The sequence below is a fragment of the Pseudomonas sp. H1_D04 genome (genome assembly GCF_054683855.1).
The window spans coordinates 5,153,995-5,168,362 of the sequence record NZ_CP162826.1; the positions used below are offsets into that span (position 1 = coordinate 5,153,995).

Genomic DNA, 14,368 nt, shown 5'->3' on the forward strand with positions numbered 1-14,368 from the left:
TATTAGCCAATAGCGTTAAGGCGACTCAAAGAGGACGTCGTCCTGCGAGTTCTGCACAGGCAAGAAAAATTGTAGTAGTTAATCCGCTACGAGTAAATCATGTCTTTTGTCTTACTAACATTATTTCAACGCCGCTAATACGTGGCTATTCAATGGCTGGTCAGGTTTTTAATGAATTCATCGCTGGGTAGTGGCTTTCCAAACAGATAGCCCTGCAGGAAATCCACGCCGTGAGCAGCCAGGTATTCGCATTGTTCGACCGTTTCCACACCTTCAGCAACGACACCCAGATCCAGTTTGCCGGACAACTCTATGATGCTGTCCAGGATATGCCTCGACAGTGCGTCTGCACCGATCATGGCGACAAAACTCTGGTCGATCTTCAAGTAGTCCACATTGAAGTTGCGCAAGTAACCCAGGCTTGAGTGGCCGGTACCAAAGTCATCGATGGCAATCATGACGCCCAGTTGGTGCAAGGCGTCGAACAGCTGACGGGTGATATCGGTGGGCTCGATCAGCTCGCGCTCGGTCAACTCCAGCACCAAGGTCACCTGGCCCGGTATGAAGGCGGCGAGAAACTCACGGCAATCGTCCACCAGCGTCAGGTCGAGGCAATGGCGGGCGGTGATATTCACGCCGATGTGGAACCCCGGGCAAAACCGTGCCGCATGGGGAGCCAGTTGTACGGCGGTCTGGCGCAGCAGGGCGCGGGTCATCGGCACGATCAGGCCGGAATGTTCGGCCAGCGGGATAAATAGATCAGGCCGTACCAAGCCTTCCTTGGGATGCTGCCAGCGCATGAGCACTTCACAGCCGGCCCATTCGCGGGTTTCGCCGCGTACCACCGGCTGAAAATACGGAATGAACTCATCGGCGCCCAACGCCCGTCGCAGTTCATGGGTCGGTGCCGAGGAGCGTTTTTGCAGCCAATGCGCGAGTAGGCCTGCCATTGCGCCAAAGAACACCACTAGGCTGAACATCGCACGATAGCGCGCCTGCATGTAACGCCAGACCTCGCCGTCCGGCATGCCGGCGTCGACGCTGTAACCATAGCGTTGCGAGGCCAAGTGATGATGGGCTACGGCAAATTTCGGCACTTCCGTGGTATGAACACTGCCGTCGGCAGCCAGCCAGTTGGGCCCCACTTGCAGGACCAACTGTGCATAGCGGCTGATCAGGCGCAAGGCGTTGGTCAGGTGATAGCCGTCAATTGAAGCAAACGCGCCTTGGTCTCCGTCGACCAGTCGGTACACCAGCAGCGCAGTGTCCGGCGTCACCGGGTTGCCATTCATCAACCAAAGCCGACCGTCCACATAGTCGTCGGGGTTTACGGGCGACTCATAGTTGCTGCCGAACAGTGAGCTGCAATAGATATTCTTCTGCCAGGACAAGGTCGTGGCGCGCACGAACGGGCGCCTTGTGACCTGCTCGCGCAACGCCAATTGGGTGCCGTTATCGCAGGGCTGGCCTGCCAGCGGCAGCAGGGCCTGGGCGGCGAGGGCGGTGTTATCGAGCATCAGGTCGAACTGGCGCACCGCTTCCTCGGCGGTTTGCGCCGTGCTTTGCTCAAGGGTTCTTTCTGCTTGCCAATACAGGATGGCCAAGCCGAGCAGGATCGGCAGCAGACCGCAGAGGGCGCTGATCGAGTAGCGGACGATTGGCTCTCGCGGGCCTTTGACGGTGAGGGGCATGAGTTGTGCGGCCTGTTGCGGAGTAGGGGATGCGCCGGCAGGCCGGTCAGTATTATTTCGATAATAGATGGCTCGGTGGACAATTGCTTGCCCTACCACCGCGTTGCGCAATCTCGATGAACGCCAGCGTCGCGGGTGATGACTGGCGCCGATCAAGCACTGCCAAGCCAATCTGGCGCGGTACACGAGGGGATAACGGTCGTTTCACATAGCGCGGGTCGTCCAGCGGTGGCAACGACGCCTCGGCCACGATGCTCAAACCGTCCCCGCGACTGACGGCTTCCAGAGTGCTCAGCAGTTGGGCGCAGCGATACCGCACCTTGGGCCGTAATTGGGCCGCACCGAACAGTCGGGACACCAGTTCCGACGATCCTGCCTCGGTGAGAATAAAAGGGTCGTCACACAGCTCCTGAAGAGTCAGGGCATCGCGAGCGGCCAGTGGGTGCTCCGTGGGCAACAACGCGACCATTTGGTCGTCAAACAAGGCGAAGGTGTCGAAGCGCTCCTGCTCCAAGACCACAAAGCCTACATCGATCCGCCGCTCATCCAGCCACTGCAACACTTGCCGGTCAGGGCCTTCATCTACGTGGACCTCAATGCCCGGGTAGGCTGCACGAAACTGGCTGAGGATACCGGGCAGCAGGCGAATCGACGCAGTTGGCCCAAACGAGCCGACGCGCAGGGTGCCGCGCTTCATGCCACGGGCATCTGCTGCTTCCTGTTGCAGCGTGTTGGCCAGGCCGAGCATGGCACGGGCGCGTCCAAGCAATTGCTGGCCGATCTCGCTCGGCTCCACCAGGTTTTGATGGCGCCGGAACAGCTCGACACCGAGCTCTTGCTCCAACGCTTTGATCGCATGGGACACCGCCGACTGGCTGATGCCGAGCCGGTGCGCTGCGCTGGTAAAGCCTTGTAGTTCGGCCACCAATGAGAAAATTTCCAGTTGGGTCAAGGTCATGAGCGAATACTCATTTTACGATGATTGATCATTATCAGAAGAATACTCCAGATCTTCTGTCACTTGAGCCAACCCAATGAGCCCCGCTTCGGATCGCCTGACCTATTGCAAACTCGCCGCCGTCACCATGATCTGGGGCGGCACCTTTATCGCTGGTCGTTACCTGGCCGATCAGCTCAATCCGCTGCTGGCCGCGAGCCTGCGTTTTATCCTGGCGAGCCTGGCGTTGTTGCTGTTCATGGCCTTCGCACGCATCCCACTGGCTCGCCCGAGTCTTCGGCAACTTGCGCAATTGGCGGCGCTGGGGTTCTTCGGGATTTTCATCTACAACCTGTGCTTCTTTTATGGGCTGCAGTACATCAATGCGTCGCGGGCGTCATTGATCGTAGCGTTGAACCCGGCGGTGATTGGCCTGGCGTCGTGGTTGTTGTTCAAAGAGCACCTGAATCGCACCAAGGTGATGGGGATTGCATTGTGCGTGGCTGGCGCAGTCGCTGTGATTGTCAGTCGCAACCCTCAGCTGATGCAGGCAGGCGCCCATAGTTGGCGGGGTGACTTGCTGATCCTTGGTTGTGTGGCGGCGTGGGGCGTTTATTCGCTGGCTTCCCGCGGGCTGAACGCAAGCCTGGGGCCATTGCAGACCGTGACATGGTCGGTATTGCTGGGAACCCTGATGTTGACCGCAACCACAGCGCTGTCAGGAAACTTCACGGTCAAAGAGGTCGCAAGCCTTGGGCCTTCGCAGCTGCTGAGCCTGCTGTATTTGGGTGTGCTCGGCTCGGCGCTGGCTTATATCGGTTACTACGACGGCATCCGGCGGATCGGCACGACACGTTCCGGTGTATTTATCGCGCTTAACCCGCTGACCGCAGTGATCTGCGGCGCCTTATTGCTGGGTGAAGCGTTGACCTTGCCCATGCTGATAGGCGGTGCCTTCATTTTGGCTGGCATTTACCTGTGTAACAAACCCCTTGCACGGGCAAGGGCAATAGGGATTTGATGAAGAGTACGGACAAACATCTTTACGCTGTGTAGAATCGATTTACGCATACAAGAATATGGACTTGCGCTCACGCAAGCCTCAGCCGTCAGAGACTGATGTAACCATGAAGCGACTCGGCTCCCCCCTCATCTTTGGTGACTTCCTCGCCCGCAGCGTGCGAGGCCTGTCCTGCGCGCCTCCCTCCCACCTCATCCTTGCTTGCAAATAACCCCTTGCTACCTACAAGAATGATGAGGCACCGACCATGACCGTCCAACACGAAAACCCAATGGGCCTGATGGGCTTTGAATTTATTGAATTCGCATCGCCGACCCCGGGCACTCTGGAGCCGATCTTCGAGATCATGGGCTTCAGCAAAGTCGCGACCCACCGCTCCAAGAACGTGCACCTGTACCGCCAGGGCGAGATCAATCTGATCCTCAACAACGAACCCAACAGCATCGCCTCGTATTTCGCGGCCGAGCATGGCCCGTCAGTCTGCGGCATGGCGTTCCGCGTCAAGGACTCGCAACAAGCCTATACCCGCGCACTGGAGTTGGGCGCTCAACCAATCCATATCGAAACCGGGCCGATGGAGCTGAACCTGCCGGCAATCAAAGGCATCGGCGGCGCGCCGTTGTACTTGATCGACCGGTTTGGTGAAGGCAGCTCGATCTATGACATCGACTTCGTCTACCTCGACGGCGTGGAGCGCAACCCACAAGGCGCAGGCCTGAAGGTCATCGACCATCTGACTCATAACGTCTATCGCGGGCGCATGGCTTACTGGGCGAACTTCTACGAGAAGCTGTTCAACTTCCGTGAGGCGCGTTACTTCGATATCAAGGGCGAATACACCGGCTTGACCTCCAAGGCCATGAGCGCGCCGGACGGCATGATCCGCATCCCGCTGAACGAGGAGTCGTCCAAGGGCGCCGGGCAGATCGAAGAGTTCCTGATGCAGTTCAACGGCGAAGGCATCCAGCACGTTGCGTTCCTCACCGACGACCTGGTCAAAACCTGGGACGCGCTGAAGAAGATCGGCATGCGCTTCATGACCGCGCCGCCGGACACCTACTATGAAATGCTCGAAGGCCGCCTGCCGAATCACGGTGAACCGGTGGATCAGTTGCAGGCTCGTGGCATCCTGTTGGACGGCTCATCCATCGAAGGTGACAAGCGCCTGCTGCTGCAAATCTTCTCGGAAACCCTGATGGGCCCGGTGTTTTTCGAGTTCATCCAGCGCAAAGGCGATGATGGGTTTGGCGAGGGCAACTTCAAGGCGTTGTTTGAGTCGATCGAGCGCGATCAAGTCCGCCGTGGCGTATTGACCGCCGACTAGCCATCCAAAGCCTGTCAGGCTTTTCGGGCAATTCAAGAACATGCTCCGTATCGAAAGGTACGGAGCTTTTTTTTTGCCTGCCAAACACGTCAGAAAGGTTTTGCAACAGACAACTCCTTGGGGCTGTGGAACAAAATTTTACGAGACTCCACCCATGGACGTCGCAAGAGCTGATCCTCTCCTGCGTCATAAGTGTGCGTTTCGCGACCCCTAATTTTAAGGAAAGACTGATTATGACAAAACACACTCTGGCGGCTGCAGTGCTGGCTTTGTGCGGCTTCGCTGCCAGCTCCGCTTATGCAGCAGACGGTACCATCACGATCACCGGCTCGGTCAGTGGCACTACCTGCACCATCAGCGGCGGCACCGGAGCCTCGCCAGGTTCAGGTGCCAACTTCCCGGTCGTTCTTGATCGCGTGCAAACCTCGGCCCTCAAGGCCGCAGGCGATACGGCCGGCAGCAAGCGCTACTTTGTCTATGTGGGCGGCTCGGGCGGATGCCCGAACGGTACCAAGGTCGCCGTACGTTACGAGCCGACCAGCCCTGGCATCAACCCGGCAACCGGCAACCTGCGTAATACCGCCACTGCAACACCCGCCTCGCGGGTGGAGGTACAAATTCTCGATGGCGCTTCCAACACGCCAATGGACTTGCGCGTAGGTAATAACTCAACCGTTGCCACCGTGACCAATGGTCTGGCGACCTTACCGTTCTACGCACGCTACATCGCCAATGGCGGAGCGGCAGGCGCGGGCAATGTCACCAGCAGCGTGCAGTACTCGGTCACCTTTCCTTGATGCAGCCGCGCTGATAACCATTGCGTTTGTTGCCTGAGATCCTCGCTCGACCTTGCGGTCGGGCGCAGGACAACTGTTTTCAAGGATTACCCGATGCAGGATTTAATGATGTTCTTAAGTCATCGCGTGGTGTCCGTCGCGCTGAGTCTGGCCTTGTGCATAGCCTCGCATGCGGCGCACGCGGGGGTAGTTATCGACGGTACGCGACAGATTTACCCCGAGCAGCGACGCGAGGTCACCATACGAGTGACCAATGATGACAAACACGCACCCCGTCTGGTCCAGGCGTGGCTGGACGCAGGTGATGCCGAGGCAGCGCCGACACTGAGCGATGTGCCTTTCGTGCTGTCTCCCCCGGTATTTCGCCTGGACGCCGGCAAAAGCCAGTTCATGCGCTTGTCCTACACCAAGGCACCGCTGCCTGCGGATAGAGAGTCGCTGTTTTGGTTGAACGTACTTGAAGTGCCGGGCGCCACCAATGAGTTTGATCCCACCCTCGAAGACAGCCAGCGGAATCACTTCAAGTTTGCGTTCCGTATCCGCACCAAGGTGTTTTTTCGCCCGGCGCAGTTATCTGGAACACCCGAGGAGGCGCCAGGGCTGTTGCGCTGGTCCCTGGAGCATGTCGCCCAAGACACCGTGATACAGGTGCACAACCCTTCGGCTTATCACGTCACCTTCAACGACATTTACCTGCTTATGGGCTCCCATCCCGACGCGAAAAAATTGTCACTGCCCGAAGCGATGGTGGAACCGGGAGGCACGTTGAAGTTGCCGGTGCCGAACGCCGCGAAGGTAATACCCGCCGATGCGCGGGTGAATTTCACCTACATCAACGATTTCGGCAGCTTTTCATCGGCGCAGCCTGCTGTATTGCATCGCTGAACGCGTCCCCGGAACGTTGCTGATCGCAAGCAAACGTACATTTCTCAGCGTCCACTGAAGTCATAACTATGCCTAGTCACATCCAAGTACGGGTGCATCGTTGCGCCCCGATTTTGCCATTCCAGCATCGAAAGATGATGTTGGGCGGTTTGATGAGTGCGGCCGTAATCGCAAGCGATTCCGCGCTTGCGTCTGAGTTGAGCTTTGATCTGAACGCATTCTCCAGCGGCCTGGCATCGTCGGTTGACATGTCACGGTTCAATACCGGCAACCAGATGAGTCCTGGCCTATATCGCATAGATATCGTGGTCAACGGCCAGGCTTTGGGGCGCAGGGAGGTGGAGTTCGTCGCGGCCCACGCAAAGATCGGTGCGCAGCCGTGTCTGAGTCGCGAAGTATTGGAAAAAATCGGTATCGCGATGGATAAAGTCGATACCGATACCCGTGGGCGCGAGCTCGCGAACCCTGCCGCAGCCGGCCAGTATTGCGGTGACCTGGGGCAGTGGATTCCGATGGCGTCCAGCTCGTTCGATCCGGGCGCCCTTGAGTTAGCCGCCAGCGTGCCGCAGGCCTACATGAACCGGTCCATGCGCGGCTACATTGACCCCGAGTTGTTGGATGAGGGCATTACCGCCGGGCTGCTCAATTACAACTTCAGTACCAATGCGGTCACTGCTGGTGAAGGCGACGGTCGCACTTACCTGGGCCTCAATGCGGGGGTTAATCTGGGCGCCTGGCGCTTGCGGCACCAAGGTGCCCAAGCCTGGAGCAACCGCACAGGGTTTGAGACTTATCAGAACACGTCCACTTACGTGCAGCGCAGCATCATCCCCTGGCAATCACAACTCACTATTGGAGACACCTTCAGCAACGGACAGATTGTCGACGGGGTACGGGTGCGAGGCGTAAGCCTGGCAACCGACGACCGCATGCGTCCGCAGACGCAGCAAGGCTATGCACCGCAGGTACGCGGTGTCGCCGACAGTAATGCAACGGTCACCGTCAGCCAGAACGGGTACACCATTTATGAGAAGACAGTCGCGCCTGGCCCTTTTGTCATCAGTGATTTGCATGCCACGGGTTATGGCGGTGATTTGATCGTCAGCGTGACGGAAGTCGACGGGCGTCGAAACACCTTCGTCGTGCCGTACTCGGTGGCCCCGGAATTACTGCGGGCCGACACGACAAAATACAGCGCCACCTTGGGTGAGGTGCAGCAAAAGGGCATCGATGCCAAGGGCGCAAACGTCTTTCAAGGCACTCTGCAACACGGCTTGACCGATGACTTGACGGTGTATGGCGGCGGCAGTCTTACCAACGGTTATGAGCAGGGCAAGATCGGCATTGCATTGAATACGTCCATCGGTGCTTTCTCGCTGGACGGCGCCACCTCGCATACCAAGGTAGCTGATCATGGACGCCTGTCCGGCCAAAGCCTGGGCGTGGGCTACAACAAAAGTCTACCCGCCTCGGGTACGCATTTTGCGCTGGGTGCATACCGGTTCTCTACAGAGGGTTACCTGAACCTTCCGGATGCACTGAATGTGCGTGAAATCGCTCGCCAGTCCGGTGATGTCAACGGTTATGCCCGGCAAAAAAGTCGGCTCGACCTGACCATCAGCCAGCAGTTGGGCATAGGCACCTTGAGCCTGTACGGCAGCTCTGTCGACTATTGGGGCGGGCAGGAAGGGCGCCAGGTCTCATTCACCGCCAGTTACGGCTCGACCTGGAACAAGGTCAACTGGAACCTCTCGGCGCAGCGCTCAAGGGTCCAGGACACGCGACAACTGACTCAAAGCGAGCTCAGTGACGATGTGTTTTTCGGGCGTATCGGCCAACCCGGGCGCATCGATAACCGCTACATGCTGACGTTATCGATGCCGCTGGGGAGCGAACCGAGGTCGCCGACCATCAATACTTCGCTGTCTCGGGACAGTGGCGATACACGGGGCAGCCAGCAGCAAGTGGGCATCAACGGCTTCCTGGGCGAGAACGCCGAGTTCGACTACGGTTTTTCCGCCAGCCGCGCGACCAGTGATCAATCGAGTTCCAGGCAACTTAACACCCACGCAGGGTACCGCACCGGTTCTGCCAGCGTGCGTGCAGGCTATGGTCAGAGCCGCGATAGATCCCAGCTTTCATTTGGCGCCGATGGCGGCATCGTCGCTCACGCTGGCGGCGTGACGTTTTCGCAAAGCCTGGGAGAGGCCTCTGCGCTGGTTCATGTGCCGGATGCCGAAGGCGCAGTGTTGGGCCACGACGGTGTTACACGCATCAATAGCAGCGGGTATGCCGTGGTTCCGTCACTCAGGGCATTCCAAAACAATACGGTGAGTGTTGATCCACAAGGCATGTCCATGGACGTGGAGCTTCAAGAGTCGAGCCTGGATATCGTTCCAACCCTCGGTGCAGTGCAATTGGTGGAGTTCAAGACCGTCAGCGGGCGGGCGGTGATCGTCCAGGCCAAACAGCAGAATGGCACGCCGCTGCCATTTGCGGCTCAGGTTCTGGACCAGCAAGGCCGGGAAGTCGGCGTAGTGGGCCAAGCCAGCAAAGCTTTTGTGCGCGATATCCCGGCTGCCGGCACGTTGATCGTCAAATGGGGTGAAAAAATTTCTGAACGATGCGACGTCCACTACCAGATGGCTGCGCATGCCGCGAACAGCCGCCAGCAAGACGTCGACTATCTCCAAGGGTTGTGCGTGCCCAGCTCGGTTCGCCAAGTAGCCGGCAGTATTGAACGGCACCCGTGAATATTCGGTGCCACATCTGTGGGGCACCAGCAGAGGACTTTTGTATGAACTTATCTTGGCTTGCTGCCTCGACGTTGGGCGGCTGGATGCTAGCGATGCAAGCGCATGCTTTTTCAGGTGGGGATTGTTATCCGCAAGGGGCAACGGCGATCAACATTGCCCCCATCATCCCCCCGACCAACCCTCAGGTCGGGCAAGTGATCGGTTTGGCGGGAGGCTATCCCTTTAATGCACCGGCAAGTGTCATGCAGTGCCGTTACGACTTCTGGAGCGATTTCCACTGGGTAACTGCGACGATCAACGCGGTCAACTCCAGCTCCACTGGCAGGACATTCAACGCCAACGGTGTGTCCATGCCAGTGTTCGCCACAGGCGTGCCCGGGGTTGGGTTTGCAATGATGGCCCGCGACCCGAATCATGGCTTCGCCGCTGTCGGTCAATCGGCAGCATCACTGCTCAGGGTGAAGTATCCCAAGCCAGTTGTCTGGGGCCTGCAGGGACGGCTTTACCTGGTGGCCACGGGAGGGGCGATTTCTCCTGGGACTGTGCCCACACGCACTGTCGCGCATTACAGGGTGCAAAATACCAATACCTCAGCCCCTGGGTATCATCCGGTCAATATGCAGGCGCTGGTCATTAGCCCACCGCTAAAGCCGACATGCCGGGTTTCGACGCCCTCCATTGCGATGTCTTTGGGAAGCGTACCGGTTACGGCGTTCCGTGGCGTCGGCAGTCATGCCGGCAGCGTAACCCGCAATATCACGCTCTTGTGCGAAGGCGGCACCGGAGGCACGCGTGATGTGTTTATCACCGTCACTGACCATACCACCCGCTCGAATCGCAGCGATGTGCTGTCCCTGACCGCAAGTTCCCAGGCCAAGGGCGTGGCCCTGCAGTTGGTACGCGGCGGCAATATTCTGGTTCGTTACGGTGCGGACTCCTCAAGCGTGGGCAACCCTAATCAATGGCTGGTGGGGACGACGGGCAATGGCACGGTGCAAATTCCGCTGACTGCGCGCTATATCCAGACACAACAGACGATCGCGCCTGGCAGCGCAAATGGTGTGGCGACGTTCACGATGAGTTACCGATGAGCCGGACGTTCCTGCGACGGCTCAACGTGATAGGGCTGCTGATGGCGCTGCAGGCACCTCTGGTCCAAGGCGAAATCGTCATCGACCGTACCCGTGTGATCTATCCGGCTCAAGCCCGCGAAGTAACGGTCAACCTTACCAATGAAACGGATGGCCCGCGGCTGGTCCAGGTATGGATCGACGCCAACGATAGCGAGGCGTCACCTGAAAACAGTGATGTGCCGTTCACTGTCACTCAACCGATTTTCCGCATGGAGGCCGGCAGTGGACGAGCGCTGCGCGTGCTCTATCAATCGTCTTCACACACGAACGAGGACCGGGAATCAGTGTATTGGCTCAACGTGCTTGCGATCAGGCCGACAGGCGAGCCCGCTGTGCAAAATAACCAAGTGAATCTGGCATTTCGTACGCGGGTTAAATTGTTCTTGCGGCCGAACCAACTAGCGGGGACGGCGGCAAGCTCGATTAATGACTTGAAATGGCAACTAGTTACCGGGGATGAGTCGACGCTACACGTGAATAACCCCGGCGATTACCACGTCACGCTGTCCGGCATCGTTGTGACACGCGAGGGCGTTGAATACCACAGCGAAGACCCGCCGATGATCGCACCACGATCCACCGCCGTCGTGACGATGCCAAGGCTGCCGCACGGCGCGGCGGGCAGCGCTACACTGCGCTTCACTACACTTGACGATCAAGGTGCAACCCAAACGCATTCGGCGCTGTTGGGCAATACCAAGTAAAGACGGTTCAAGCCCTGCGCTGGCGTACCAGGTGCTTGAACCCTTCGAACACCAGCACCATGACTGCGATCCAAATCGGGATATAGGTCAGCCATTCGCCCGCCTTGATGCCTTCACCCAGCAGCAAGGCTACGAACAGCAAGAGCACCGGCTCGACATAGCTGAGCAGCCCGAACAGGCTGAACGACAGTAATCGGCTGGCAATGATGTAGCTCACCAATGCAGAGGCGCTGATCAGACCCAGCATGGGAATCAATGCGTAAAGCTTTGGGTGCACATCCATCACCGCAAAACCTTGCTCGCCGCTTTGCACGAACCACCAAGCCACCGGCAGCATCAGCGCCATATCCAGCCAGAGCCCACCCAAGTTATCGGTCTTAAGGTATTTGCGCACGATGAAGTAAAGCGGATAGCCAATGATCACCACCAGCGTTGCCCACGAAAACCCACCGGCTTGGTACAACTCGTTGAGTACCCCAAGGCCGGCAAAGAACACTGCGATCTTTTGCAGATAGGACAGCTGCTCACCCCATACCAGCCGTCCGGTGAGCACCATGGTCAATGGCAGCAGAAAGTAACCCACCGAAACATCCAGGCTGCGGCCGTTCAGTGGTGCCCACATGAACAACCACAGCTGCACGCCCAGCAAGGCCGAAGACAACACGACGCCTGCGATCAATCGAGGCTTTGCCGCCAGAACCTGCAGCAATTCCCAAACACGCCGCCATTCCCCGCTGACGATCATGAACACCGTCATGCACGGCACAGTCAGCAGCATGCGCCAGCCGAAAATCTCCAGACCGCTCAACGGCGTGAGCAACGATGTGAAGTAATACATCACGGCAAACAACACCGAGGCCGAGACCGATAACACAACACCTTTAGACACGCTGTCCTCGCGAAAACCGATTTGTACAAGAGAGGCGGGCATTATGGTGCTTGCGGCGTGAAACGGCTGCTCTGTTTTGGGGCGATTGGTGGGAAATTTTCTCACGCCATAAAATTTCTGCTATCCCGGTGGCGAGCGGGCTTGCCCGTGTTGGGCTGCGATGCAGCCCCGCAACCTCTTTCGGTCAACACCCGCTGCCGCTCGCCCCAACAGCACTCGACTACGAGCGAGCGACGCGCCCCGAGACATAGTGGCTAACATCATTGAACCCTGGGGTGGACGAGTGCCCCGATGTCACCAATGAATCGATAAACGCTTCATCCTCAGCCGTGATCTTGACGTCCAGCGCGCCGGTGTAGGCATCCCACTGGGCCTCGGTACGCGGTCCGACAATCGCCGAACTCACCGCTGAGTTGTTCAATACCCAGGCGATGGCAAACTCGACGATCCCCACACCACGTCCCTGGGTATATTGCTGAATTTGCTGGGCAATGCGCAGCGATTCCACGCGCCATTCGGTTTCCAGGATCCGTTTATCCTGGCGTGCGGCGCGGCTGCCCGGTTCTGGCGTGACATCCGGCGCGTATTTACCGCTGAGCACGCCTCGGGCCAGCGGGCTGTAAGGCACCACGCCCAGGCCATAGGCGGCAGCGGCGGTAATCTGCTCCGCTTCAGCCTGACGGTTGACGATGTTGTACAGCGGTTGGCTGATCACCGGCCTGTCCACGCCCAAGCGCTCGGCCACGCGGATCACTTCGGCAATGCGCCAACCGCGGTAGTTGGATAAGCCCCAGTAGCGGATCTTGCCCTGGCGGATCAAGTCGCCAATCGCAGAAATCGTGACCTCCAGAGGGGTCGAGTGGTCTTCGCGGTGCAGGTAGTAGATGTCGAGGTAATCGGTGTCGAGTCGGGTCAGGCTGGCGTCGAGCGCATTGAAAATCCGTTTGCGACTCAAGCCACTGCGGTTGGGCAAACCGTCCGGTGGACCGAAACCGACTTTGCTCGCCACCACCCAATCCTGGCGGTGTCGGGCAATGGCTTCGCCGACGAGTTCCTCGGAGCGTCCGCCGGTGTATACGTCGGCCGTGTCGATAAAATTGATGCCCTGATCCCAGGCCTTATCGATGATGCGCAGCGAGTCCTCGGTATTGGTCTGCTCGCCAAACATCATGGTGCCCAGCGTCAAGGCGCTGACCTTCAAACCGGACTGGCCCAATGTGCGGTAAATCATGCAAAGCTCCTTGCGGCTGTGAGACGTCGTCCATGCAATACCAGACTCAGAGGCTCTGGAACAAGCCCTGAGCGTGTTTCTTCATTCGCTCAGCAACGCATGGCAGCGCACTTGGAGAAACCGATGCAGCACTTTTACCCGCTCCGGCACTTGCAGGCGGTGCGGGCACATCAGGTTGAATGGCGTCGGTTCGCCTTGCCAATCCGGCAACAAGTGCACCAGGCGGCCGGCCTTCAGATCCCGGGCGATATCCAGGTTGGCTTTATAAGCGATGCCGTGACCGGCCAAAGCCCAGCGCCGCACAATTTCACCGTCGTCGCTCAGGTAATCGCCTGTCACGTTGACTTCCTGCAGCTCGCTGCCCTGGCGAAAGAACCACGTACTGTTGGCGCGCCCCTGGCGCATGTACCGCAGTGTGTTGTGTTGCGCCAACTGCGCGGGCGTCGCGGGTGTGCCGTGACGCGCGAGGTACTCGGGGCTGGCACATGCAATGCGCTGGTGACCGGGCACGACCGGCAGTGCCACCAGACTGGAGTCACGGGGTACGCCGAAGCGCAGGGCGATATCGACGGTGTCGCGGAAAAGGTCAGCATTGCTGTCGTTGAGCAGCAATTGCAGGCGGATATTCGGGTGTTCCGCCTTGAATTCGTCGAGCCAGCCCAAGACGACATTGCGTCCAAAATCCGACGGCGCGGCCAATTGCAGCAATCCGGTCAACCCCTGGCTGTGCTGCTTGAGGGCTTGTTCACCTTCGGCCAATGCGGCCAGGGCTTCGCGCACGCTGTCCAGGTAGCGCTTGCCTTCCTCGGTCAGGCGCATGCTGCGGGTAGAGCGCGCGAGCAGGCGAATGCCCAGCCGTGTTTCCAGACGCTTGAGGGCGATGCTGGCCGCAGCAGGCGTCAACCCCAGGCCGCGCGCGGCGGCGGACAAACTGCCCGTGTCGGCGGTGCGCACAAAAACTTCAAGGTCTAGGATTGAGCTCATTTGTAAAAATCCTTTA

General features: G+C 58.7%; 12 protein-coding genes. 7 read left to right on the forward strand and 5 right to left on the reverse strand.

The window, feature by feature from the left end; all coding sequences use genetic code 11:
- Positions 1–149: 149 nt before the first annotated feature.
- Positions 150–1,691, reverse strand: a complete 1,542-nt coding sequence (locus tag AB4N82_RS23790; RefSeq protein ID WP_122765178.1) for an EAL domain-containing protein — start codon at positions 1,689–1,691, stop codon at positions 150–152.
- A gap of 52 nt (positions 1,692–1,743) precedes the next feature.
- A complete protein-coding gene (locus tag AB4N82_RS23795) occupies positions 1,744–2,649 on the reverse strand; it encodes a LysR family transcriptional regulator (protein WP_122765177.1) in 906 nt (301 codons plus the stop codon).
- 76 nt (positions 2,650–2,725) lie between these two features.
- Here AB4N82_RS23795 and AB4N82_RS23800 point away from each other — a divergent pair, with 76 nt between their 5' ends.
- From AB4N82_RS23800 to AB4N82_RS23830, 7 genes are all read left to right on the forward strand, one after another.
- Positions 2,726–3,649: a DMT family transporter gene (locus AB4N82_RS23800; protein WP_122765176.1), complete on the forward strand. Its 924-nt coding sequence runs from the start codon at positions 2,726–2,728 to the stop codon at positions 3,647–3,649.
- Between the two features lie 247 nt (positions 3,650–3,896).
- On the forward strand, positions 3,897–4,973 hold the full coding sequence (hppD, locus tag AB4N82_RS23805; protein WP_032885693.1) for a 4-hydroxyphenylpyruvate dioxygenase: 1,077 nt from the start codon (positions 3,897–3,899) through the stop codon (positions 4,971–4,973).
- Positions 4,974–5,206: 233 nt separating this feature from the next.
- On the forward strand, positions 5,207–5,770 hold the full coding sequence (locus AB4N82_RS23810) for a fimbrial protein (RefSeq protein WP_032885692.1): 564 nt from the start codon (positions 5,207–5,209) through the stop codon (positions 5,768–5,770).
- 93 nt (positions 5,771–5,863) lie between these two features.
- Complete coding sequence (locus AB4N82_RS23815; protein WP_241089474.1) at positions 5,864–6,655, forward strand: fimbrial biogenesis chaperone; 792 nt, start codon at positions 5,864–5,866, stop codon at positions 6,653–6,655.
- Positions 6,656–6,807: 152 nt separating this feature from the next.
- Positions 6,808–9,408 (forward strand): fimbria/pilus outer membrane usher protein, encoded by a 2,601-nt coding sequence (locus AB4N82_RS23820; RefSeq protein WP_460103274.1) that lies wholly within the window; start codon positions 6,808–6,810, stop codon positions 9,406–9,408.
- 44 nt (positions 9,409–9,452) lie between these two features.
- Entirely contained in the window at positions 9,453–10,502 is a 1,050-nt protein-coding gene (locus AB4N82_RS23825) for a fimbrial protein (protein ID WP_122680968.1), read from the forward strand.
- Complete coding sequence (locus tag AB4N82_RS23830) at positions 10,499–11,248, forward strand: fimbrial biogenesis chaperone (RefSeq protein ID WP_122765174.1); 750 nt, start codon at positions 10,499–10,501, stop codon at positions 11,246–11,248. Before AB4N82_RS23825 ends, AB4N82_RS23830 begins: the two co-directional genes overlap by 4 nt.
- A 7-nt stretch (positions 11,249–11,255) precedes the next feature.
- Here the strand turns inward: AB4N82_RS23830 and rarD are convergent, their stop codons facing one another.
- The 3 genes from rarD to AB4N82_RS23845 form a co-directional block, all read right to left on the reverse strand.
- Positions 11,256–12,137, reverse strand: coding sequence for an EamA family transporter RarD (rarD, locus tag AB4N82_RS23835; protein ID WP_032885747.1), 882 nt, complete (start codon positions 12,135–12,137; stop codon positions 11,256–11,258).
- A gap of 220 nt (positions 12,138–12,357) precedes the next feature.
- On the reverse strand, positions 12,358–13,368 hold the full coding sequence (locus AB4N82_RS23840; RefSeq protein WP_032885691.1) for an aldo/keto reductase: 1,011 nt from the start codon (positions 13,366–13,368) through the stop codon (positions 12,358–12,360).
- An 81-nt stretch (positions 13,369–13,449) separates the two neighbouring features.
- Positions 13,450–14,352 (reverse strand): LysR family transcriptional regulator, encoded by a 903-nt coding sequence (locus tag AB4N82_RS23845; RefSeq protein ID WP_122765173.1) that lies wholly within the window; start codon positions 14,350–14,352, stop codon positions 13,450–13,452.
- Between the last annotated feature and the right edge of the window lie 16 nt (positions 14,353–14,368).